The 22,145-nt window shown below is 48.5% G+C and carries 23 protein-coding genes and 1 tRNA gene; 12 read left to right on the top strand and 12 right to left on the bottom strand.

All coding sequences use genetic code 11. The features are described from left to right. Window positions 1-143 precede the first annotated feature (143 nt). Entirely contained in the window at window positions 144-1,325 is a 1,182-nt protein-coding gene (locus DBY90_RS09940; RefSeq protein WP_070493246.1) for an aspartate aminotransferase family protein, read from the bottom strand. 145 nt (window positions 1,326-1,470) lie between these two features. Between DBY90_RS09940 and DBY90_RS09935 the strand changes: the two genes are divergently transcribed. After that, on the top strand, window positions 1,471-1,809 hold the full coding sequence (locus DBY90_RS09935; protein ID WP_039855944.1) for a hypothetical protein: 339 nt from the start codon (window positions 1,471-1,473) through the stop codon (window positions 1,807-1,809). Window positions 1,810-1,817: 8 nt separating this feature from the next. Beyond that, entirely contained in the window at window positions 1,818-2,120 is a 303-nt protein-coding gene (locus DBY90_RS09930) for an NF038104 family lipoprotein (protein WP_411713480.1), read from the top strand. Window positions 2,121-2,381: 261 nt separating this feature from the next. On the opposite strand, the gene DBY90_RS09920 is transcribed toward DBY90_RS09930, so the two are convergent. Continuing rightward, window positions 2,382-3,182 (bottom strand): phosphatidylserine decarboxylase, encoded by an 801-nt coding sequence (locus DBY90_RS09920; RefSeq protein ID WP_107987108.1) that lies wholly within the window; start codon window positions 3,180-3,182, stop codon window positions 2,382-2,384. Between the two features lie 219 nt (window positions 3,183-3,401). Between DBY90_RS09920 and uvrA the strand changes: the two genes are divergently transcribed. From uvrA to DBY90_RS13195, 5 genes are all read left to right on the top strand, one after another. Then, window positions 3,402-6,272, top strand: coding sequence for an excinuclease ABC subunit UvrA (gene uvrA / locus DBY90_RS09915; RefSeq protein WP_107987106.1), 2,871 nt, complete (start codon window positions 3,402-3,404; stop codon window positions 6,270-6,272). 245 nt (window positions 6,273-6,517) lie between these two features. Beyond that, a complete protein-coding gene (locus DBY90_RS09910; RefSeq protein WP_141743837.1) occupies window positions 6,518-7,207 on the top strand; it encodes a pentapeptide repeat-containing protein in 690 nt (229 codons plus the stop codon). A gap of 4 nt (window positions 7,208-7,211) precedes the next feature. After that, complete coding sequence (locus tag DBY90_RS09905) at window positions 7,212-7,832, top strand: nucleotidyltransferase domain-containing protein (protein ID WP_070492387.1); 621 nt, start codon at window positions 7,212-7,214, stop codon at window positions 7,830-7,832. Beyond that, window positions 7,822-8,118: a hypothetical protein gene (locus DBY90_RS09900; RefSeq protein WP_070492388.1), complete on the top strand. Its 297-nt coding sequence runs from the start codon at window positions 7,822-7,824 to the stop codon at window positions 8,116-8,118. Before DBY90_RS09905 ends, DBY90_RS09900 begins: the two co-directional genes overlap by 11 nt. A gap of 45 nt (window positions 8,119-8,163) precedes the next feature. Then, window positions 8,164-8,505: an REP-associated tyrosine transposase gene (locus tag DBY90_RS13195; RefSeq protein ID WP_234405134.1), complete on the top strand. Its 342-nt coding sequence runs from the start codon at window positions 8,164-8,166 to the stop codon at window positions 8,503-8,505. A gap of 112 nt (window positions 8,506-8,617) precedes the next feature. On the opposite strand, the gene DBY90_RS09890 is transcribed toward DBY90_RS13195, so the two are convergent. Next, window positions 8,618-8,986 (bottom strand): DUF5339 family protein, encoded by a 369-nt coding sequence (locus DBY90_RS09890; RefSeq protein ID WP_003743010.1) that lies wholly within the window; start codon window positions 8,984-8,986, stop codon window positions 8,618-8,620. 621 nt (window positions 8,987-9,607) lie between these two features. Between DBY90_RS09890 and nrdG the strand changes: the two genes are divergently transcribed. Together nrdG and nrdD are read left to right on the top strand one after the other, a co-directional pair. After that, window positions 9,608-10,144, top strand: coding sequence for an anaerobic ribonucleoside-triphosphate reductase activating protein (nrdG, locus tag DBY90_RS09885; protein WP_070492389.1), 537 nt, complete (start codon window positions 9,608-9,610; stop codon window positions 10,142-10,144). Between the two features lie 34 nt (window positions 10,145-10,178). Next, a complete protein-coding gene (gene nrdD / locus DBY90_RS09880; protein ID WP_070492390.1) occupies window positions 10,179-11,960 on the top strand; it encodes an anaerobic ribonucleoside-triphosphate reductase in 1,782 nt (593 codons plus the stop codon). Between the two features lie 161 nt (window positions 11,961-12,121). Here nrdD and DBY90_RS09875 read toward each other — a convergent pair whose 3' ends face one another. The 3 genes from DBY90_RS09875 to DBY90_RS09865 all read right to left on the bottom strand — a co-directional run bounded on the left by DBY90_RS09875 (window position 12,122) and on the right by DBY90_RS09865 (window position 14,035). Then, a complete protein-coding gene (locus DBY90_RS09875; RefSeq protein ID WP_070492391.1) occupies window positions 12,122-12,451 on the bottom strand; it encodes an NGK_0946 family protein in 330 nt (109 codons plus the stop codon). A 42-nt stretch (window positions 12,452-12,493) separates the two neighbouring features. After that, window positions 12,494-12,745, bottom strand: coding sequence for a hypothetical protein (locus tag DBY90_RS09870; protein WP_003743019.1), 252 nt, complete (start codon window positions 12,743-12,745; stop codon window positions 12,494-12,496). 417 nt (window positions 12,746-13,162) lie between these two features. Next, entirely contained in the window at window positions 13,163-14,035 is an 873-nt protein-coding gene (locus tag DBY90_RS09865; protein WP_107987104.1) for a pirin family protein, read from the bottom strand. Between the two features lie 154 nt (window positions 14,036-14,189). Between DBY90_RS09865 and DBY90_RS09860 the strand changes: the two genes are divergently transcribed. Beyond that, window positions 14,190-14,546, top strand: a complete 357-nt coding sequence (locus DBY90_RS09860; RefSeq protein ID WP_070492392.1) for a winged helix-turn-helix transcriptional regulator — start codon at window positions 14,190-14,192, stop codon at window positions 14,544-14,546. A gap of 125 nt (window positions 14,547-14,671) precedes the next feature. Next, on the top strand, window positions 14,672-15,157 hold the full coding sequence (locus DBY90_RS09855; protein ID WP_070492393.1) for a DUF4189 domain-containing protein: 486 nt from the start codon (window positions 14,672-14,674) through the stop codon (window positions 15,155-15,157). Between the two features lie 113 nt (window positions 15,158-15,270). On the opposite strand, the gene DBY90_RS09850 is transcribed toward DBY90_RS09855, so the two are convergent. The 5 genes from DBY90_RS09850 to DBY90_RS09830 all read right to left on the bottom strand — a co-directional run bounded on the left by DBY90_RS09850 (window position 15,271) and on the right by DBY90_RS09830 (window position 21,057). Further along, window positions 15,271-15,837: a peptidylprolyl isomerase gene (locus tag DBY90_RS09850; protein WP_003743024.1), complete on the bottom strand. Its 567-nt coding sequence runs from the start codon at window positions 15,835-15,837 to the stop codon at window positions 15,271-15,273. Between the two features lie 149 nt (window positions 15,838-15,986). Further along, entirely contained in the window at window positions 15,987-16,550 is a 564-nt protein-coding gene (locus DBY90_RS09845; protein ID WP_070492394.1) for a YceI family protein, read from the bottom strand. A 162-nt stretch (window positions 16,551-16,712) separates the two neighbouring features. After that, window positions 16,713-19,160, bottom strand: coding sequence for a DNA translocase FtsK (locus DBY90_RS09840; RefSeq protein WP_003743029.1), 2,448 nt, complete (start codon window positions 19,158-19,160; stop codon window positions 16,713-16,715). Window positions 19,161-19,330: 170 nt separating this feature from the next. After that, complete coding sequence (locus DBY90_RS09835; RefSeq protein ID WP_070492395.1) at window positions 19,331-20,695, bottom strand: sodium-dependent transporter; 1,365 nt, start codon at window positions 20,693-20,695, stop codon at window positions 19,331-19,333. A gap of 285 nt (window positions 20,696-20,980) precedes the next feature. Continuing rightward, a tRNA-Pro gene (locus tag DBY90_RS09830) sits at window positions 20,981-21,057 on the bottom strand. A 269-nt stretch (window positions 21,058-21,326) separates the two neighbouring features. On the opposite strand from DBY90_RS09830, the gene DBY90_RS09825 reads away from it, so the two are divergent. Next, window positions 21,327-21,800, top strand: a complete 474-nt coding sequence (locus DBY90_RS09825) for an FxsA family protein (RefSeq protein WP_070441738.1) — start codon at window positions 21,327-21,329, stop codon at window positions 21,798-21,800. A gap of 100 nt (window positions 21,801-21,900) precedes the next feature. On the opposite strand, the gene DBY90_RS09820 is transcribed toward DBY90_RS09825, so the two are convergent. Beyond that, window positions 21,901-22,145: IS3 family transposase (locus DBY90_RS09820; RefSeq protein WP_234405084.1), on the bottom strand; the 245-nt coding region annotated here is incomplete at its 5' end.

The following is a 22,145-nucleotide window of genomic DNA, read 5'->3' as shown; positions in this document are numbered from 1 at the left end:
TTAGGTGATGAAAGGAAGACGCACAAAGGTCGTCTGAAAACCTGTTTTGCTTGTTTTCAGACGACCTTTAATATGAATAAGCCACGGTGATTGATAAAAGTTTTTGAAATAGCCAAGAAAGCCTTGGTTCGTAATTTCTTAAATCAGGCTATCCATTCCGTTAATGCGGCCTCCAAGCGTTTCAGACCTTCCGCCATATCTTCATCGTTTAGCAGCAGACTGGGAGCAAAGCGCATGACGTCGGCTCCGGCGACCAATACCATCAAGCCGTGTTTCAATGCAGCGGCGGTGATTTCCGAAGCGCGACCTTGGTATTTGTCTGACAGTACGCAGCCGATGAGCAGCCCCATGCCGCGGACTTCTTTAAATACGCCGGTTTTCTCGCCCAATTCCCGCAAGGTCGTCTGAAGTTTTTGTCCTTGTTTTTCGACATAAGCCAAGGTTTCGGGGGCATTAATAATATCGAACGCGCGACTGCCGACGGCGCACGCCATCGGATTGCCGCCGAAAGTCGAACCGTGCGTCCCCGGCCCGAAGGTCGGAGCGATTTTGTCAGTGGTCAGAATCGCGCCGATGGGGAAGCCGCCGCCTAATGCTTTGGCGGAACTGAGAATATCGGGCGTAATGCCGTAATGTTCGTAGGCGAACAGTTTGCCTGTGTGCCCCATACCGGTTTGCACTTCGTCTAAAATCAGCAATGCGCCGTGTTCATCACACAAACGGCGCGCGGCTTGCAGATATTCCTGCGTGGCGGGCAGGATGCCGCTTTCGCCCTGAATCGGCTCGATGATTACGGCGCAGGTGTTTTCGCTGATGGCGGCTTCCAATGCGGCAATATCGTTGAACGGAACGTGGGTAATGCCTTGCGGCAGCGGCGCATAGTCTTTGCTGTATTTGGGCTGGCCGCCGACTGAGACGGTAAACAGCGTACGGCCGTGGAAGCTGTTCAGGCAGGAGATAATTTCGGTTTTGTGTCCGCCAAAATGATCGCGCCCGTATTTTCGTGCCAGTTTCAGCGCGGCTTCGTTGGCTTCCGCGCCGGAATTGCAGAAAAACACTTTGTCGGCGAATGTATGCTCTACCAGCTTTTGCGCCAATTCCTGCGCTGGCTTGGTCGTGTAGATATTGGAAATGTGCCACAATTTTTGCGACTGCTCCGCCAGCGCGGCAACCAAATCGGGATGGCAGTGTCCCAGTGCGTTGACCGCGATACCGCCCGACAAGTCGATGTATTCGCGCCCTTCGGTATCCCAGACGCGGCTACCGAGGGCGCGTTCGGGAATCATGGGAGCAAATGAAAAATTGGGGGTCAGGTAGTTTTGCATCCGATTTCCTTTGCAGTGAATTTATTGAAAATAAGCGGGAATTATGCGCCGCCTGAAACAAAGCTTCAAGCAGGAATGGGCGGGACGCAATGAGAGTAGAAATTTCGGCTACAATATGGATTTTACCGACCGTAGAAAGAAGATTATGAACATCCTGCCTTATCAGACTGAAATTGCCGAGCGTATGCTGGTTGGCACCGAAGGCGAAACCATTCATCCCGACGCGCAATTTGTTCAAACGGCCAACGGCTATTGGATAGCTTGGCACGAGGGTAATGCAGCACTGCTGGCACCCGATACGCCGCCCGATATTCCGTGTTTTTGGGTGGAAGGGGCGCAAAGTTTGGAAGAGCTGGTCGAATTGGTCGAAAACGGCGAGTTTGACGAAATGGAAGAGTTTGACGGCGACGATGACGCGTGGCACGAACACGCGGCGGGCTGCGATGGCGGGCATGACGGCTATTGCGGATGTTCGCATTCATGAAAATAAAGATGAAAACCTTGCTTCTGCCTTTGGTCTGCCTTGCGCTGAACGGCTGCGTCGTCAGGGCGGCGGTCGATTTGGCGGCAACGACCGTCATGACGGCGGGCAAGGTTGTCGTCAAAGGTACGGGCGCAGTCATTGATGCCGCCATTCCCGACAGGGACAAAAAGAAAGACAGAGAAAAGGATAAAGGCAAAAACCGCCGTCCTGTTTCAGACGACGGTCTGTATCCGGGTTCTTATCCGCCTGCATCGGAAGAGGGTGGTTATAGTGTATTAACTTTAAACCAGTACGGCGTTTCCTCGCCTTAGCTCAAAGAGAACGATTCTCTAAGGTGCTGAAGCACCAAGTGAATCGGTTCCGTACTATCTGTACTGTCTGCGGCTTCGTCGCCTTGTCCTGATTTAAATTTAATCCACTATACTATGTTCCGCAAGGTTCGGGATATTCGGGCAGGGGATGGTAAGGACGGATGTCTTTTGACCTTGCAGCCATATAAAAAGGTCGTCTGAAAAGTTTGAGCGCGACCCGCTCAACTCATTTTCAGACGACCTTTTTTGTTTGTAGGAATGTTAATCTTTTAAAGCCTGCTTGGCGGCATTGCGGACTTTATCGGCAGCCGCTTCGATTTCGGATTGAGCAACTTCGGCAGCAGTTTGCGCCGGAGCGGTTGTTTCCGTTTGTGCGGCGGTTGTGGTTTCAGTCGGTACCGCAGTTTCAGGGCCTTGAAGCGGCAGGCGTGCCAAAACGGTGCGTACGCCGGTTACTTTGTCGCCGATGGCAACTTGTGCCTGCGCGTCAACCGGCAGATACATATCGACGCGCGAACCGAAGCGGATAAAGCCGTAGCGTTCGCCGCGGGTCAATTTTTCACCCACTTTGGTGTAACACAAAATACGGCGGGCAACCAAGCCTGCGACTTGGACGAAGGTAATTTCTCGACCTGAAGCAGTAGTCGCCAGTACGGCGTTGCGTTCGTTTTCTGTACTGGCTTTGTCCAAATCGGCGTTGAGGAATTTACCTTTATTGTATTCGGCGGCGGTTACGGTGCAGTCGGCGGGCGATTTTTGCGAGTGGACGTTGAAAACGTTCATGAACACGCTGATTTTCAACGCTTCGGTATTACGGTAAGGATCGCGCGCACGTTCGACGACGACGATGCGTCCGTCAACGGGGCTTAAAATCGCTTCGGGGTCTTGCGGGATTTCTCGGGAGGGGTCGCGGAAAAATTGCAGGGCAAATACGGTGAAAATCCAAAACGGCAGCGACCACCAGCCGCAGCAGGCAGACACCAGCAAACTCAATACCAAACCGCCGCCGATAAACGGCCAGCCCTCGCGGGCGATAATCGGGTGGGGGTATAGACGGTTCATAAATTAATCCTTTTCTATTCAAATTTTATTCAAATCGCCGCCATTATAACGGAATCCGATACGCTTTTAGCGGCTGCGCCCGTTTTTCAGACGGAATGCGAAAGAAGGTCGTCTGAAAACCTGTCTCCTCTGCTTTTCAGACGACCTGCCGCAATCTGAAACCCAAGCGAAAAGTGTTACAATAGCCGTTTTATTTTAGCCGCTTAAGACAGTCCGACCATGTGCAACCACCATCATCAAAACGACAGCAAAACTCCCCGTTCAGAAGCCCGCGACAACGACACCATCCGCATCCGCGGCGCACGCACGCATAATTTGAAAAACGTTGATTTGGACATTCCGCGCCACAAGCTGGTAGTGGTCACGGGGCTGTCGGGCAGCGGCAAATCGTCGCTGGCGTTTGACACGCTGTATGCCGAAGGGCAGCGGCGTTATGTCGAGAGCCTGTCCGCCTATGCGCGGCAGTTTTTGCAGATGATGGACAAGCCCGATGTCGATTTGATCGAAGGCCTGTCGCCCGCAATTTCCATCGAGCAGAAATCCACCAGCCACAACCCGCGTTCCACCGTCGGCACGGTAACGGAAATCCATGATTACCTACGCCTTTTGTACGCCCGCGTCGGCACACCGTATTGCCCCGAACACAATCTGCCGCTGTCGAGCCAGACCGTATCGCAGATGGTCGATGCCGTGTTGAAGCTGCCGGAAGACACGCGCGTGATGATTCTGGCACCGGCGGTGCGCGAGCGTAAGGGCGAGTTTGTCGATTTCTTTGCCGACTTGCAGGCGCAGGGTTTTGCGCGGGTGCGCGTGGACGGCGAGGTCTATCAGTTGGACGAAGTGCCGAAGCTGGAAAAAAACATCAAGCACAATATCGACGTGGTCATCGACCGCGTGAAAGTGAAGGCGGACATCAAGCAGCGGCTGGCGGAAAGTTTTGAAACCGCGCTGCGCCACGGCAACGAGCGCGCGCTGGCGATGGAGATGGACAGCGGCGAAGAGCATTGGTTTTCCGCGCGTTTCGCCTGCCCCGTGTGTTCGTACAGCCTGCCCGAATTAGAGCCTCGCCTTTTTTCGTTCAACAACCCGATGGGTTCCTGCCCGACTTGCGACGGCTTGGGCAACACCAATTTCTTCGACCCCGAAAAAGTAGTCGCGCATCCCGAATTGTCGTTGGCAACGGGCGCGATTGACGGCTGGGATAAGCGCAACCAATTCTATTTCCAAATGATTCAATCATTAGCGCGGCATTACGGTTTCGATGTGCAGGCTGCTTGGGAAACGCTACCTGAAAAAGTCAAAAAAGTCGTGCTGCACGGCTCGGGCAAAGAAGTCATTGATTTTACTTACCTGTCCGAACGCGGCACCACCTTCAACCGCAGCCACGCCTTCGAAGGCATCATCCCCAATCTCGAACGCCGCTACCGCGAAACCGACAACGAAACCGTGCGCGAAAAACTGCGCGAATACCAAAACCACCGCGCCTGCCCGAGCTGCGGCGGCGCACGTTTGCGCAAAGAAGCGCGCTACGTTTACGTCAGCGGCGAACCCTTGCACGAAGTCTCCGCCTGGCCGCTGACCAAAACCCACCACTTTTTTGAAACGCTGGATTTGGACGGCAACAAAAAACAAATCGCCGAAAAAATCCTCAAAGAAATCACCGAGCGCCTCGGCTTCCTGATTAACGTCGGGCTGGATTACCTCAATCTCTCCCGCTCCGCCGAAACCCTCTCCGGCGGCGAAGCCCAGCGCATCCGCCTCGCCAGCCAAATCGGCAGCGGCCTGACCGGCGTGATGTACGTTTTGGACGAACCCTCCATCGGCCTGCACCAGCGCGACAACGACCGCCTGCTCGCCACACTCAAACGCCTGCGCGATTTAGGCAACAGCGTGATTGTGGTCGAACACGACGAAGACGCCATCCGCGAAGCCGATTTCGTCGTCGATATGGGCCCCGGCGCAGGCGAACACGGCGGCAACGTACTGATTGCCGATACGCCCGAAAACGTCGCCATATGCGAAAAATCCATTACCGGACAATACCTCAGCGGCAAAAAATCCATTGCCGTGCCGTCTGAACGCACGCCCGTCAATCCCGACCGAATGCTCGTCCTCAAAGGCGCGCGCGGCAACAACCTCAAAAACGTAACCCTCGAACTGCCGCTCGGTTTGATTACCTGCATCACCGGCGTATCCGGCAGCGGCAAATCCACCCTGATTAACGACACCCTCGCCAAAATCACCGCCCGCGAACTCAACCGCGCCCAAGAAGAACCCGCCCCATACGACGACATCCGTGGCCTCGAACACCTCGACAAAGTCATCAACGTCGACCAATCCCCCATCGGCCGCACCCCGCGTTCCAACCCCGCCACCTACACCGGCCTGTTCACCCCCATCCGCGAACTCTTCGCCGGTGTACCCCTCTCCCGCGAACGCGGCTACAACGTCGGCAGATTCTCCTTCAACGTTAAAGGCGGCCGCTGCGAAGCCTGCCAAGGCGACGGCGTGATTAAAGTCGAAATGCACTTCCTGCCTGACGTGTACGTCCCCTGCGAAGTCTGCCACGGCAAACGCTACAACCGCGAAACCCTCGAAATCCAATACAAAGGCAAAAACATCAGCCAAGTCCTCGACATGACCGTCGAAGAAGCCCGCGAATTTTTCGATGCCGTCCCCACCGTATCGCGCAAACTGCAAACCCTAATGGACGTAGGCCTCGGCTACATCCGCCTCGGCCAGTCCGCCACCACCCTCTCCGGCGGCGAAGCCCAGCGCGTCAAACTCGCCTTGGAACTCTCCAAACGCGACACCGGCAGAACGCTCTACATCCTCGACGAACCCACCACCGGCCTGCACTTCGCCGATATCGCCCTATTGCTGGAAGTGATAGGTCGTCTGAAAGGCAAAGGCAACTCGATTGTGATTATCGAGCATAATCTGGATGTGATTAAAACCGCGGATTGGATTGTGGATTTGGGGCCGGAAGGTGGTGATGGCGGGGGGAGGATTATTGCTTCAGGTAGCCCTGAGCAGGTGGCGAAGGTTAAGGGGAGTTATACTGGGAAGTATTTGAAATTTATTCTATAAATATTCTAAATATGTTGCCTGCTATATATTTACCTAGAATTGAAAGTCACGATATATATGTATAAGCCATGTAATAAAAAACAAATTCCTGAAGCATTGAAACCAAGTGGAAAAAGAATCTATATAGATTTATGTTTTTCAAATCTTGATAATAGTAATACTCTAGATATGCTCACCTTCTCTAAAGAGCAACAAAATTTATATCGAAATTCTGTTTATATCCGTGTTTATCCTGAAAAAAAAAAATAATTTTCAAAAATTTTAACTTTGAACATTCTTTTTTCGAAGACTGCGCGATGAGAAATGTTGAATTTCAAGATTGTAATTTCACAGGTTGTAAATTTAAAAATTGTGACTTTAAAGGTAGTACTTTTATAAATTGTAAATTATGGTATGCAAAATTTGAATCAACTTATGTTTACAAAGAGATTCTAGATGATTCAGGTCCAAGAGAAGAAAATTTACAATTTAAGCTAGCTAGAAATTTAAGAAAAAATTATTTTGAATTAGGATTGTTAAAAGAAGAAAATTTTGCTCTAGTTAAAGAGCTAGAAGCACAAAGAATATATTTGTATAAAAGTTGGACTGGGGAAAAACCTTATTACCAGAAAAAATACCCAGGAATTAAAAAAATTCATAAATTTTTTAGCTGGTTATTTTTTAAATTCAATCAATTAATTTGGGGACATGGAGAAAATTTTTCCCAATGTCTTATAAGCATATTAGTATTTCTAATTCTTTGCAGTACTATTATTTCAATAGTACACAGTGGAACAAATTTTTTGCAAAATTTTAAATACATTTTTATGTACTTTATAGGCTCTGAATCGAGTATAAAATTTGGAGAATGGGTCGCTATGATATTAACTTTATCAAGAACAATATCGTTTGGTTTATTATTAGCAATTGTTATAAAAAAATTAAGTTCGAGATAATACTATGCATATTTATGCGTTTGGTTCAATCTGTAGAGGTGAATACAGTCAAAATTCTGATATAGATCTGCTTATTTGCATCGGTAGCCATGAATATCATGAATTTAGCTTAGAAAAATTTTCAATTTATCGTTACGAACGAATAGTTGAGTTATGGAAAGAAGGTAATCCTTTTGCTTGGCACTTATATTCAGAGTCTAAATTAATTTACTCATCTGATAATACAAACTTTATTGATAATTTAGGCATGCCAAATAACTACAAAAATATAATTATAGATTTTGAAAAGTTTAAAACTATCTATATCGAATCCGTAAATAATTTTATGAAAGGGAAAAATATCGTATTCAACCTATCTTGTATATTTCTAGCGCTAAGAAATATTTCTACATGCTATTCCTTAGCCTGTAACAAACCAATATTTTCAAGGCGCTCTCCTTTGTTGATTGATCATCCAATACAAATTGAAAAATCTATTTTTCACATATTAGAAAGTGCAAGAATTTTATCAACACGGGGTATCGGTGAAAGAATTAATCAAGAGATGATTTTGAAAGTAAAAAATAATATTAAATATATTGATATTTGGATGGTGAATATGGAAAGGCTTTGTTATGCAATCTGATTTTAAAAATAGGATAGATACTCAGCATAAAATTCTAGATATTGTTAATTCTTATCCTTGGAATGAGGAATTATACAGTTTATCCAGTTTGGCTATTAAAAGATGGAAAAATAATAACCAGAATATTAATGATTTAATTGTACATAAACTAATAGAAATTAGTGAAAATTTATTTTTTCTTGGAACAAAAAGTCAAGAACAAATTACAGAGGATTATAGAAATTTAAGTACAAAAATTTTCTACTTAGAAGAAGAGTTAATAAATTTATTGAACTCTAACCTATAACAAGCAAGCCGTAGTCTACATCCCCAACCCACAAGCAAAAAACCTATGGCGCGTTATCGCAGAAACTTCATTGCCGGCGGCACATTTTTTTTCACCGTCAAACTCGCCAACCCGAAATCGCGCCTGCTTGTCGAACATATCAGCTTATTGCGTGCGGCTTATATGGATGTGCAAAAACAATATCCCTTTGAAACCGTCGCCGTATGCGTGCTGCCGAACCACATTCACGCTATTTGGACGCTACCGCCCGACGATGCGGATTATTCCCTGCGCTGGCGGCTGATTAAAACCAAATTCTCCGCACATTTCCCTCGTGCCGAAAACCTGTCTGCTAGTAAAAAGCGGCAGCACAAACGTGGTCATCTAATTGGCGGTTTGCCGTTTTGAATGTTTCAGACGACCTTTACGGTCGTCTGAAAGCAAGTTGCAGATTGAAAGGTATAAATAAAAAACGGATTCCGAGTAGTCGGAATCCGTTTTCGCTATAAGATGTCTCGTATTATTTAGCTTCTTCTTTTGCTGCCGCAGCTTCATCTTTGGCTTCTTCCGCAGCGTCTTTTGCTTCCTCAGCAGCTTCTTTTGCTTCTTCGGCTTTATCTTCCGGAGAAGCGGCAGGGGCATTGCCTTTCAATCCATCCAAAGCAGCTTTACAGGTAGCGTCTCTTTGATCGGCAGGCATATCTTTCAAGGCTGCTTTAGTTTGCTCAAATGATTTTTGCATCAGGTCTTTTGTGCCTGCATCAACGCCTTTAGTAATGTCGGCAAAGGCTTTTTCGTATTCGTCGCAAACAGCAGAAGAAGAGCTGCCGCCACATGCGGACAAAGACAGTGCGGTTAGCAGAGTTGCCAATAAAGCTGATGTTTTCATGAGTCTCTCTTTTGAATTTTGGTTAAAAGAAACGATATATTAAATTATTTTGGTAGTGTGTCAAGTATGGTTATTCTATTTCTTTGTTTAAAATCATGTGATTAAGTATATTTATAGCATATTAAAGTATGAGGTTTATTTAATAATTTCCGTTATTAAATAGTGTTTCTTAATTGAATTTATAAGAAAAAAATCTAAAATTATTTAAATAGCAACTTTGTTTTATTTGGTATTTTAGTGAGAACATCATTTTTCTTGTTCAATAATGAAAGATCTCATCATGGCTTGTGTGGTTTGCTGGGAACAGATGCTCTTGAAAAGCTCCCTTAAATATCTTCGGAAGAGGTTAGGGAATTTTGCGAAGGAATCGACTTTTTGTATTTTTGATTTTAGGGTTATTGAGTGTTTTTGCTACAACGGAGTTTGCTTATCTTTTGATTTGTATTTTAAACCGTGGTTGTGGATACGAGTTCTTTATTCACACTGCTTTTAATTTGAAAAATCAATATAGATAATTATAAAAAGCTATTACCACTGTTTGTTGTATTGTTAAATAAAAATACCATATATTGTGTCTTTGTGATTTAATTTACACCATATGTTGTGTTTGTGTGATAAATCATGAAAACGTTGAAATTCACAATCGAGCAAATCGTATGGCAGGAAGTGCCGGGCGAAGTGTCGCTGGCGTTTCTGTTTTCAGGCTGCCCGTTGCGCTGCAAGGGCTGCCACAGTGCCGATGCGTGGAAAGAGGGTATCGGCACGGAATTGACCGAGGATTATTTGAGAGGCCGTCTGAAACGCTATCGCGGGCTGATTAGCTGCGTGTTGTTTATGGGCGGGGAATGGCAGCCGGAAGCCTTGCAGAAAATGTTGGGCATCGTGACGCAGGCGGGTCTGAAAGCCTGTTTGTATACCGGTTTGGAGCGTGAGGAGCTGGAGGCGGTTTCAGACGGCATCCTGCCTTATCTGACGTATCTGAAAACCGGTCGCTGGCAGATGGAGCTGGGCGGCTTGGACAGCCCGACAACCAATCAGAAGTTTATCGATTTGCGCACGGGCGAGGTGTTGAACCGCTTGTTTATCAAAGGCAAACCCGCGCCCAAAATCATCCCGATTACAACTCAGCCGCAGGCAGCGGCTTTTCAGACGGCCTGAGGCTTTTTATCCAACCCACACAGGAGGACTTAACATGATTCGGCTGCATCCCGAACAGTTAAACGGCAAACTGCAATTCATGCACGACTACATCAGCGCGCAAAACGCGGCGGACGGTTCGAAAATGGACGCCAACGCCAACGTTACCCAGAAAAACATCGCCACGATGGAAGCGGAAATCATGAAAGACTTTTTCGTGCAGATTAACCGCGCCCAAGTGTCGCGCAAAATTGCCGAAATTTTCGACCAATCCGTTGCCGACGAATACATCCGCCAGATTGAGGCGCATGAGATTTATGTGCACGACGAAACCAGCCTCAAGCCTTATTGTGTGTCGGTTACGCTGTATCCCTTCCTGCTCGACGGGTTAAGCAAACTCGGCGGCGAATCCAAGGCGCCGCAGCATCTGGCTTCGTTTTGCGGTTCGTTTATCAACCTGGTGTTTGCTATCAGCGCGCAGTTTGCCGGTGCGGTGGCGACGGTGGAATTTCTGACCTATTTTGACTACTTCGCCCGCAAAGACTACGGCGACGATTATTTGGAAACCCACGGCAAAGAAATCGCCAACCACATGCAGCAGGTGGTGTACAGCATCAACCAGCCCGCCGCCGCGCGCGGCTATCAGAGCGTATTCTGGAATATTTCCGTTTACGATCAATACTATTTCGATGCGATGTTCGGCGATTTCGTCTTCCCCGATTTCAGCAAACCGGTGTGGGCGAGCGTGGCGAAGCTGCAAAACTTCTTCCTCAAATGGTTCAATCAAGAGCGCACCAAAGCCGTTTTGACCTTCCCTGTCGTGACCGCTGCAATGCTGACTGACGGAGGCAAATGCAAAGACACCGTGTTCGCCGACGAAATGGCGAAAGAGTTGGCGGAGGGCAATTCCTTCTTCGTCTATCTTTCCGACAACCCCGACTCCTTGGCTTCCTGCTGCCGTCTGCGCAACGCCATTGAAGACCGCACCTTCAGCTACACCCTCGGCGCGGGCGGAGTGGCAACCGGTTCCATCAACGTCATCACCATCAACATGAACCGATTGGAACAAGACGGGCGCGACCTTGCCGCCGAAGTCGCCAAAATCCACAAATACCAATACGCCTACCGCAAACTGATGGAAGAATACCAAGCCGCCGGAATGCTGCCCGTTTACGATGCAGGCTTCATCACGCTTGACAAACAATTCCTCACCATCGGTATCAACGGCATGGCGGAAGCCGCCGAATCGCAAGGCATCAAAGTCGGCTACAACGATGATTACATCCACTTCGTCCAAGGTCGTCTGAAAACCATATTTGAAGCCAACCAAGCCGCCAGCAAACGCTACGGCGTAAAGTTCAACACCGAGTTTGTCCCTGCCGAAAACCTCGGCGTGAAAAACGCCAAATGGGACAAAGCCGACGGCTACAAAGTCAGCCGCGAATGTTACAACTCCTATTTCTACGTCGTCGAAGACGAAGAAATCAACGCGCTCGACAAATTCCTGCTGCACGGCAAAGAACTGGTGGACTGGCTCGACGGCGGCTCCGCGCTGCACCTGAACCTCGACGAAGCCCTGCCCAAATCCGGCTACCGCTCGCTGCTGGACATCGCCGCACAAACCGGCTGCAACTACTTCTGCGTAAACGTGCGCATCACCATCTGCAACGAATGCGGCCACATCGACAAACGCACCCTGCACGCCTGTTCCGCTTGCGGTTCGCACGACATCGACTACGGCACCCGCGTCATCGGCTACCTGAAACGCGTATCCGCCTTCAGTAGCGGTCGGCGCAAAGAACACGCGCTACGGCATTACCACCGCAAAGCGGCTTGATGATATTCAATAGATAAAGGTCGTCTGAAACTTGGGTTTCAAGTTTCAGACGACCTTTTGGGTTTTGTTTATGACTTTATTCGGGATGAATGAGTTTGAAGCCGAGAATAAGAAAAACGACCGATACGCTGTACCGGTCGTTTTTACGAATACCTGCTAAATTAGAACCAAGCTTTGATCAGAGCAGCAGTACCTGCGATACCGCCGATCAAGCCGACTGCATTGGCTGCGGTACCCATTGCACCGTTGACTTGGTCTCGTTTGTTGGCGCGTTTTTCACGTTCCAATGCCAACTCTTCAGAAACGTTTGCACGTTGGCGACGGTGTTGTTCCAGTTCCGCACGGGAGAGTTGGGCAGAGGCGCGGTTACGGCCTGCTTTGATGGCTGCGGAATCGTCACCGATAGCCAAGTCACCTACGGAGCTTCCTTGAGTAGCGCAACCTGTTACTACCAGAGAAGAAAGAAGCAGGGTAGCAATTGTTTTTTTCATGATTTTGACCTAGTAAAAAAATTAAGCGGGTGTATTGTAAATTTAGTGGAGGATATAAATTTTTTGATTACCGTAAGCACGTTTGATGGCATCTGCTTCATCCATCATTTCCTCGCGGCGTTCGCGACGGCGTTCGGCACGCTCTACTCGTTCATCGCGCTGAACTCTTTGGGAATCAGCTCGCATTGTTGCTTCTTGTTCAGGTGAAGGTAAGAAGCGCATATTGCCATAGGTGGGAGAACAGCCGACCAGTGCAGATAACACGAGGGACATCAAAACAGTTTTTTTCAACATATACAGATCCACTTATCTTTAGAGAGGGTTAGTTTGGGTTAATTTTTTTCATTTTATATCAATATTATGAGTTTAGAAAACTATTTTATGAGTGTTTGGGAAGTCTAAAAATCAATGTGGTATGAATACCAACAAACGGTAATGCTAATATTTTAATATGTAACCCATTGTTTAAATAAGGTAATATTTGAATAAGTATCAGATATTTGTATGCCTGGTTATATAAATTTACTAATGTAAGTAATTAAATATTAATAAGGCTTGTATGTCATGTTTTGCATCATTTTAGTCGAGCTATATTTTATGTTTCATAGATAAAAAAGAGGTTGTCCCAAGCAATTAAGACAACCTTAAATAAAAATATAATTAAGATGGAAGGCAGGTAGGCTGCCCATAGCTAAGATTTCTTTGAACTGTTTAATCTATGTTGCCGAATTTGCCGCTTTTGAAATCGCTGATGGCTTGGCGGATTTCTTCGGTGGTATTCATCACAAACGGACCATAGCCGACGACGGGTTCGTCAATCGGGACGCCTGACAGCAAAAGGATTTTGACTTCTTCGCTGCCGGCTTCTATATGCACGTTGCCGCCGTTTTGTTCAAAGCCGACCAGCTCTCCTGCGCCCGCCTGCTCTTTGCCGTTTAGGGTAACGTTGCCCCGCAGGATGACCATGGACAGGTTGTGGGTTTCGGGTATTTCCAATACGGTTTTTTTACCGGCATTCAAAACGATGTCCCAAACGTTCATTTCAGTAAAGGTGTCGGCTGCGCCTTTTACGCTCTCAAATTCGCCCGCAATCAGCCGCAGATAACCTGCCTCGTCAGGGAACTCGACGACGGGAATGGCGGCTTTGGCGAGATGCTGATAACGCGGCGGCGTGTTTTTGTCTTTGGCGGGCAGGTTGACCCAAAGTTGAACCATTTCAAACAGTCCGCCTTTTTTGCTGAAGTTTTCGGAGTGGAATTCTTCATGGATGATGCCCGAGCCTGCGGTCATCCATTGCACGTCGCCTTCGTAAATGATGCCGCCGCCTCCGCTGGAGTCGCGGTGTGCCACTTCGCCGTGGTAGGCGATGGTAACGGTTTCAAAGCCTTTGTGCGGATGTTGTCCGACTCCGCGCGGGTTGCGGGTTTCGTTGGGGGAAAATTCATGCGGTGCGGCGTAGTCCAGCATCAGGAAGGGATTGGTGCCGCGGTCGTCGCCCATGTGGGAGAACAGGGGTTGGACGAGGAATCCGTCGCCGACCCAGTGTTGGCTGTTTGCACGGTAGATTTGTTTAACGTTGCGCATGATGAGGTTCCTTCTTGTGGGGTCGTCTGAAAATTTTCAGACGACCTTTGTGTCATGAAATATCGTGTTAGCCACTTGTGTTGCATGTATTATATGGGGTACAAACTTATTCACAAGTACGCACAATTTTTATACTGTCATTTGGAGATCGATAATGGCGGAAACAGAACTGCCACATGGCGCCTGCTGTCGGGTTGTCAATACTTTGGACATTATCGGCGGAAAATGGAAGGTGTTGATTTTATATTATTTAAACGGAGAAATCCGACGGTTCAATGAGTTGCAGCGTCTGCTTGCGGGCGTTACCCAGCGGATGTTGACGTTGCAACTGCGCGAGCTGGAAAACGACGGTATTGTCCATCGTGAAGTGTATCCGCAGGTTCCTCCGAAGGTGGAGTATTCGTTGACGGCGTTCGGACAGACATTGATGCCCGTTATCGAGGCGATGCACCGTTGGGGCGTGCAATACGCCGCAGAATGTGTGAAACACAGAAAGCAGCCGCAGGAGTAAGCAGCTTTCAGACGACCTTTAGTCCGTCCGAGCAGGATAAGGTCGTCTGAAAGGGGCATATATCATGCCGTTCTTTTGTTTTATAATGACAATAGCCGATGTAAATAAAGTAATCAGGGATGAATATGAAAAAAACAGTTATTGCATTGCTTCTTGCCGTATGTGCAGGTACTGCGGGGGCGGCGGATACTTATGGCTACTTGGTCATGTGGCAGAATCCTGCGGATGGCGGCAGTGCCGTACAGCTCAAAACAACCAAAGAAAATGCTTCGCAACTGGAAGCAAATGCCGAATTGGAGGCTTTTTGCCGCGCACAAGATACACTTTCGGGCGTGCAGCAGGGGCAGGCGACGGGGTGTAAGTCGGTTATTCCACTTCACAATACCTGTATCGCGCTTGCTTATCCGAAAGTGCAAGGCGGCCTCACGGCGGAAAATGTGGTTGCCATTACTTCCCCGCGTTTTAAAAGCGTCCATCAGACTGCGTTGAACCAATGTATTAAAAAATATGGGACGCAAGGTCAATGTGGTTTGGAAATTGCGTATTGTACGTCCGCTGATTTGTATGGCGGTCAGGTCAGGGCGTTTTGGAACCGCTTGAAATCGTTGTAAGTCATTGAGTTGATTTTTGTGGCGTAGCCATTTAAGACAAAAAAAGGTCGTCTGAAAATCGGAGTCCGTTATTTCGATTTTTCAGACGACCTTTTTATTTGGATTCGCGATATTTATTGGGTGACGGTTATACGTTTGATAATAATGGGTTTGACTGGGACGTTTTGATGGAAGCCGCGTGTTTCAGTCGGGGTTTTGCTGATTTGGCGTACAACATCCATGCCCGAGGTTACTTTGCCGAAGACGGCATAGCCGTAGCCTTGCGGGGTTTTGTTTTTGAAGTTGAGGAATGCGTTGTCGGCAGTGTTGATGAAGAACTGGCTGGTGGCGGAATTAGGATCGCCGGTACGCGCCATGGCGATGGTGCCGACAGTGTTTTTTAAGCCGTTGTCCGCTTCGTTGATAACAGCTTTATCTGTGGCTTTTTGGGCAAGGTCCGGGGTAAAGCCGCCGCCTTGAATCATAAAGCCGTCGATAACGCGGTGGAAGACGGTGTTGTCGTAAAAGCCTTTGCGCGCGTAGCTGACGAAGTTGGCGACGGTTTTTGGCGCTTTGGCTTCGTCGAGCGACAGGTTGATATTGCCCATATTGGTTTCGATGACGGCGCGTGTCTCGGCTTGGGCGTTGAAGGCTGCGGCAAGGACAAGGGCGGCGAAAGTGAGTTTAAGGGTTTTGTTCATTGGAGTGTTTCTCGTAGTCTGAAAATTAAACGTTATTATCGCGGATTTTATGTGAAATCTCTAAAAGGCGTTGTGAAATATTTTAAGGTCGTCTGAAAACGGATACAGCAAACTTCGTTTTCAGACGACCTTTTGTGTTGCGAAGCGGCTTATTGTTTGGCAGCTTCGAGTTGGATGTCGATGCGGACGGTTTTGGTCATGCCTGCATCAACCAGATAGTTCACGCCCCATTTGGTGCGGTCGATGGTGGTGCTGAAATCGCCGCCGCAAACTTCGGTTTTCGCCATCGGGCTTTGGTAGCAGTTGAATTTTTCGGCTTTGAGTTTGACGGGAGCGGTTTTGCCGTGCATGGTCAGGTTGCCGTCAACGGAGAGCAGTTTTTTGCCGTTGAAGTTGAATTTGGTGGAAACGAAGCGGATGTTCGGATATTTGGCGGCATCGAAGATGTCGGCAGATTTCAGGTGGTCGGTGAAGTGTTGCGAACCGCTTTGCAGGTTGGCAACGGGGATGGTGATGTCGATTTTGCCGGTGCGTTTGGCTTGGTCGAAATCGACGGAGCCGGTCAGACCGTAGAAGCCGCCGACGTTGGTGCTGGTGTTGAAGTGGTCGATGGCGAAACGGGCGTTGGCGTGGTGTTCGTCCACTTTGTAAGTGGCGGCGGAGGCAGTACCGATGGCTGCTGCTGCGAGCGCGGCGAAGATGATTTTTTTCATGATGGTCGTCCTTTGTATGAGGTTGTAAAGATGTTTATCTTAACATAGGAAAGGATGAGAATCATTTCTTAAGGGTGAACGGTAGGTTTACTTATGTTTGATAAAAAGGTCGTCTGAAAACCAATATTTCGGTTTTCAGACGACCTTTGATAATTATTGAGATTACAACTGGTCTTTTTGCGCCAGAATTCTGCGGCTGCCGTTGATGTCGGCGGGGGAGACAACACCGGCGTTTTCAAGCGCTTCCATCAGGTTGGCGGCGCGGTTGTAGCCGATGCGCAACTGGCGTTGCAGGGAGGAGATGGAAGTTTTTTTGCTTTCCAAAATGTAGGCGACGGCTTGGTCGAACAATTCGTCGCTGCCTGCATTCGGATTGACGATATTGGTGGTTTCCAGCGCGGCTTCTCCGCTGAGCAGACCTTCGATATAGTCGGCAGGAGCTTGCGATTTGACGTAGTTGACGACTTGATGCACTTCGTCATCTGAAACAAACGCGCCTTGCAGGCGGGTCGGCTCGGCGCTGCCCGGTTGCAAGAACAGGGAGTCGCCGTATTTCAGCAACTCGTCCGCGCCCATTTGGTCGAGAATGGTGCGGCTGTCGATTTTACTTTGTACGGTAAACGCCATACGCGTCGGAATGTTTGCCTTAATCAAGCCGGTGACGACATCGACGCTCGGACGCTGAGTCGCGACAATCATATGGATACCGGCGGCACGCGCTTTTTGGGCGAGGCGGGCGATTTGTTGCTCGACGGCTTTGCGTTCGGTCATCATCAGGTCTGCCAACTCGTCAATAACGACCACAATCATCGGCAGTTTTTCCAGCGGTTCTGGATCGTCCGGATTCAGGCTGAACGGGTTGGGCATGGGTTTGCCCGATGCTTTGGCGGCCTCGACTTTTTGGTTGAAGCCTTCCAGATTACGCACACCGGCGTGTGAAAGCAGGCGGTAGCGTTTTTCCATCTCTGCGACACACCAATTCAACGCCTGCCCCGCTTCACGCATATCGGTAACGACTGGGCAAAGCAAATGCGGAATGCCGTCATAAATGCTCAATTCGAGCATTTTCGGGTCAATCATAATAAAGCGGACTTCTTCCGGCGTGGCTTTGAAAAGCATGGACATAATCATGCCGTTCACGCCGACGGATTTACCCGAACCGGTCATACCGGCGACCAAAAGATGCGGCATTTTTGCCAAATCGCCGACGACGGGCGTACCGGCGATGTCTTTGCCCAATGCAACGGTCAGCTTGGATTTGGCTTCGGTAAACACGGGCGAAGACAAAATTTCGCTCAACATGACGTCTTGGCGTTTTTCGTTGGGCAACTCGATGCCCATCGTGTTTTTACCCGCGATGGTTTCCACGATACGCACGGCTTGCAGCGACATGGAACGCGCCAAGTCTTTAGACAGGGCAACGATTTGGCTGCCTTTTATGCCTTGCGCGGGTTCGATTTCATAACGCGTAATTACAGGGCCGGAAGTGGCGGACACGACTTGCACGCCGATGCCGAACTCTGCCAACTTGGATTCAATCAGTTCGGCAGTGCGCTCCAATTCGGCAGGATTGATGCTGACGGGTTCGCCGTTGGGCAGGCGCAGCAGGCTCATGCTGGGTTTGTGGTATTCGCCTGTCTGTTGCGGCTCGTTGTCTTCAAACAAAGAAGCCTGAATTTTGGGCGGCGGCGCAACGGAGACCGCGACGGATTTGCGGTTGCTGGTACTGCCTGCAAGCGGGGCAACGGGTGTGGCGGTGATGTTTTTGGCTTCTTTCACCATGCGGCGGGTGTTTTCCGTCTCCAAGGCTTCGGCGGTCGAGCCGTCGTCTTTTCGTCTGCCCAATGCCTTTTTCAGACGACCCCAAATGCCTGAAAAAAGGCTTTCGGTATTGCGTCCTGTTTTCGCCATCACTTCCAGCCAAGACACTTGTGCCAGTAAGGAAACGGAAAGTAGCAGCATGACGCACATAATCAGCAGGCTGCCGGATTTGCCCAACAGCCAAGCCAAGCCCGAACCTGCCAAAGCACCGACCAAACCGCCCGCACCGACAGGCAGGGTTTCGTCCAAGGTATTTTGAAGGGTGAAGTATTCGAGAATCGGGCTGCACACCAAAAGCAGGAACAAAGCCAGCGCGGCAACACCGTGGTTGTAGGATTTGTAGTTTTCACGCTTTTGCAGCGGGCGGAAATTTTTATAGAGGAACACGCACGAAGCGGCGATCCACCACCAAAACGACAAACCAAAGAGATAATAGCCGACATCGGAAACATACGCGCCAAAAAGCCCGCCGAAATTAGCGATGCCGTCCGGTTTCGGCACGCTGCGCGACCATGCGGGATCGGTCATTTTGAAGCTGGCAAGGGAAATGGCGATGAAGACCGTTACCATCAGCCCGAAAAGCCACAGCGCATCGTTAATCAGATTGACGACATGTTCGGGGCGCGCTTTTTTTTCTTCATTTTTTTGCAGCGCTTTGGCAGCCTTCAAACGCTCGGAAACCTTGTTCGGCTCGGTCTGCGCCTTGGTTTGGCTTTGACGGCGCGTAGTCGGTTTGGCGTTTGTTTTGGCTTTCGGTTTGGATGCGGTTTTAGAGGATTTTGCGGTCATGGATGGATTTTTGATATTCGGTATAGGTCGTCTGAAAAGGGAAAACCGACGGGGAATCAATCCGTCGGGTGTAATGTGTGTAAGGTCTAAATTATACCGTATTTACCGTTTCTGATAAAATAAGGTCGTCTGAAAAGGTTTTCAGACGACCTTGTTGTCCTAATTAGACTTTAGAACAGGTTGCTGACAAAAATCAGCAAAATCACCAACGGCACAAGGTATTTCACATAGGCAAACCAAATATTGACCGTCGTATGGTTGCCTTTATAAAGCAATTCGTCCTTCGCTTCGTCCTTCATCACGAAACCGACAAACAGCGCGGAGCCGAGCGCGGTCAGCATAAACAAGATATTGCCACTGATGTAGTCAAAGGCATCGAAAATATTTTTGCCGAACACGGAAACATCTTTCCACGGACCATAGCTCAGAATGGACGGAATATTGCCGAAGATGAAGATAGCAGCCAACACAATCGTAATCGCGGCAGTACGGCGGATTTTGGTTTTCTCCTGAATCGTCGTAATCAACACTTCATAAATCGTCAGCGAAGTCGTCAGCGCGGCAATCAGAAGCAGCGAGAAGAAAATCACGGCGAACACAGGTCCAGCCCACATATTCGAGAACACGATCGGCAAACTTTGGAACACTAAAGTCGGGCCGGAATTGGGCGCGACGCCGAAACTGAAGAGCGACGGGAAAATCATAAAGCCCGCAAGTACGGCGATGATGGTGTTGGTAATTGCGGTAATGACTGCGGTTTGCACCAAATTTTCGTTTTTATCCAGATAGCTGGACAAAGTAATCATCACGCCGAAACCCAAGCTTAAGGCGAAAAATACCTGCCCCAAAACAAAGACGAACAGTTCGGCGGTAATCTTGCTGAAATCGGGCTTCAGATAGAAAGTAATCCCTTCCATCGCGCCCGGCAGGGTAACGTTGCGCACGACCATGGCAATCAGGAATAGAAACAGCAGCGGCATCAGGTATTTCGCCGCTTTTTCAATACCACCGATGACGCCTTTGACCAAAATCCATTGGTTCACAACGACAAACAAGAACGTGTAGAACGCAATTTCCCAAGGGCTGTTTTCGATGTGTTCGGTAAAGAAGCTTTTCGTTATTTCGCCGCTGACAGGGCTGGAAATATTCAGATTTCCGCTAATAATATTAACGATATAGCTGATCACCCAGCCGCCGAGTACCATGTAATAAGCCATGATGCCGAACGAGCCGAGCAAGCCCATCCAGCCGACCAGTTTCCAAATTTTGGCGACGGGTTTGCCGTTCATCGAGCCGCCGAACGCATCCAGCGCGTTCACACCTTTGCGCCGTCCGATGACGTTTTCCACCAAAATCATCGGAATACCGATAACAAACATGGCGATACAGAATAAAAACACATACGCGCCGCCGCCGTTTTCACCGACCAAATACGGGAAACGCCACGTCGCGCCGAAACCGACAGTCGCGCCGGCAACGGTAAGGATATAAGTCAAACGGTTGGACCAAGTTTGACGGGGTTGGTTGGAAGACATAAAACACCATCTGCCTTATTGGGAAAACTTGAAATTATACGCGAACGGATTAACGGTTCTTAACTGAATATCAAAAAGCAGTATAGTGAAAATATCTGGGAATTTTGCATTTTTCAGGGGAAAACCATAAAGAAAAGGGTCGTCTGAAAACAAAACAGGGGATATAGCTGGATACACTAAAAACCATTGTCATTTTCCACCCTATTAAAATGTCAGGAACCATACTTAAAACCACGATATGAAAAAACCTGCTTTGATCATGAAATCAAAGCAGGTTTTGATATTTGGTCGGAATGAGAGGATTCGAACCTCCGACCCCTTCGTCCCGAACGAAGTGCGCTACCGGGCTGCGCTACATTCCGAATGAGCAGGCATTATAGAGGAATTTTCGGCAGGATGCACGGATTTTGTCGGAGAAACTGTCGGGATTCGGATAAATATTTGGATAATAAACATCTTATCGATATATCTATCGGCTTGGGTTTGAAAAGGTGGGAAATACTTACCGTTTTTCACATTTTCCTTGCTTGAAAGCAGGGATTTTATCTTTATGTTAGTATCCGCTATGGCTTCGAATATAAATACGGATTGGTCAGAATCGCTTCGGCTTAGAGATTAAGGAACAGTAATTATGCAATTTTTCGGTATCGGTTTTTTGGTTTTGATTTTTTTGGAAATCATGTCGATTGTCTGGGTTGCCGACTGGCTTGGCGGCAGCGTGGCGTTGCTGCTGATGGTCGTCAGTTTCGTATCCGGCGTATTTATGCTGCGCAATACGGGTCTGTCCGGAATTTTACTGGCAGGAGCGACGATACGGAGCGGAGGAAAGGTTTCGCTTTATCAGATGCTATGGCCGATACGCTATGCTGTGGCAGCGGTGTGCCTGATGAGTCCGGGCTTTATTTCGACGGGATTGGCATTATTGCTGTTGTTGCCGTTTAAAGGTCGCCCGGTTGTGCAAGCGGAGACGGATGGGAATATATTTGGGCAGCGGCCGTTTTCAACTAAAGCACAAGATGATGATGTGATTGAGGGCGAATATACGGTAACGGGTGAAGATTCGGATACGAAGCATCAGGCTTACATCGAACATAAAAAAGATTGAGATACGGAATCTGTCAGCCGGAATGGTTGGCTTGAAATAAAAAGGTCGTCTGAAAATATTTGAACTGGCCCCCAAATCTTGGACACTCATAAAAGCCTATTCAGGCGCTCTGTGCAAGCTGGGTTCTGTATGCGACAGGACTCAGCTTTTTCAATTTCAAACTGCAACGCTCGCGGTTGTAGTAATCCATATAATCATCTATCTGCTTCATCAATTCGTCCACCGTCAATTCCCCTGCACGATAGAAACACTCCGTCTTCAGCACCGCAAAGAAGCTTTCCATCGGTGCATTGTCCCAGCAGTTCGCCTTTCGCGACATGCTTTGAACCATGGAATGTTTTGCAA

The organism is Neisseria mucosa, assembly GCF_003044445.1.
GTDB lineage: Bacteria > Pseudomonadota > Gammaproteobacteria > Burkholderiales > Neisseriaceae > Neisseria > Neisseria mucosa_A.
This window is presented reverse-complemented; position numbering and strand designations above follow the sequence as displayed.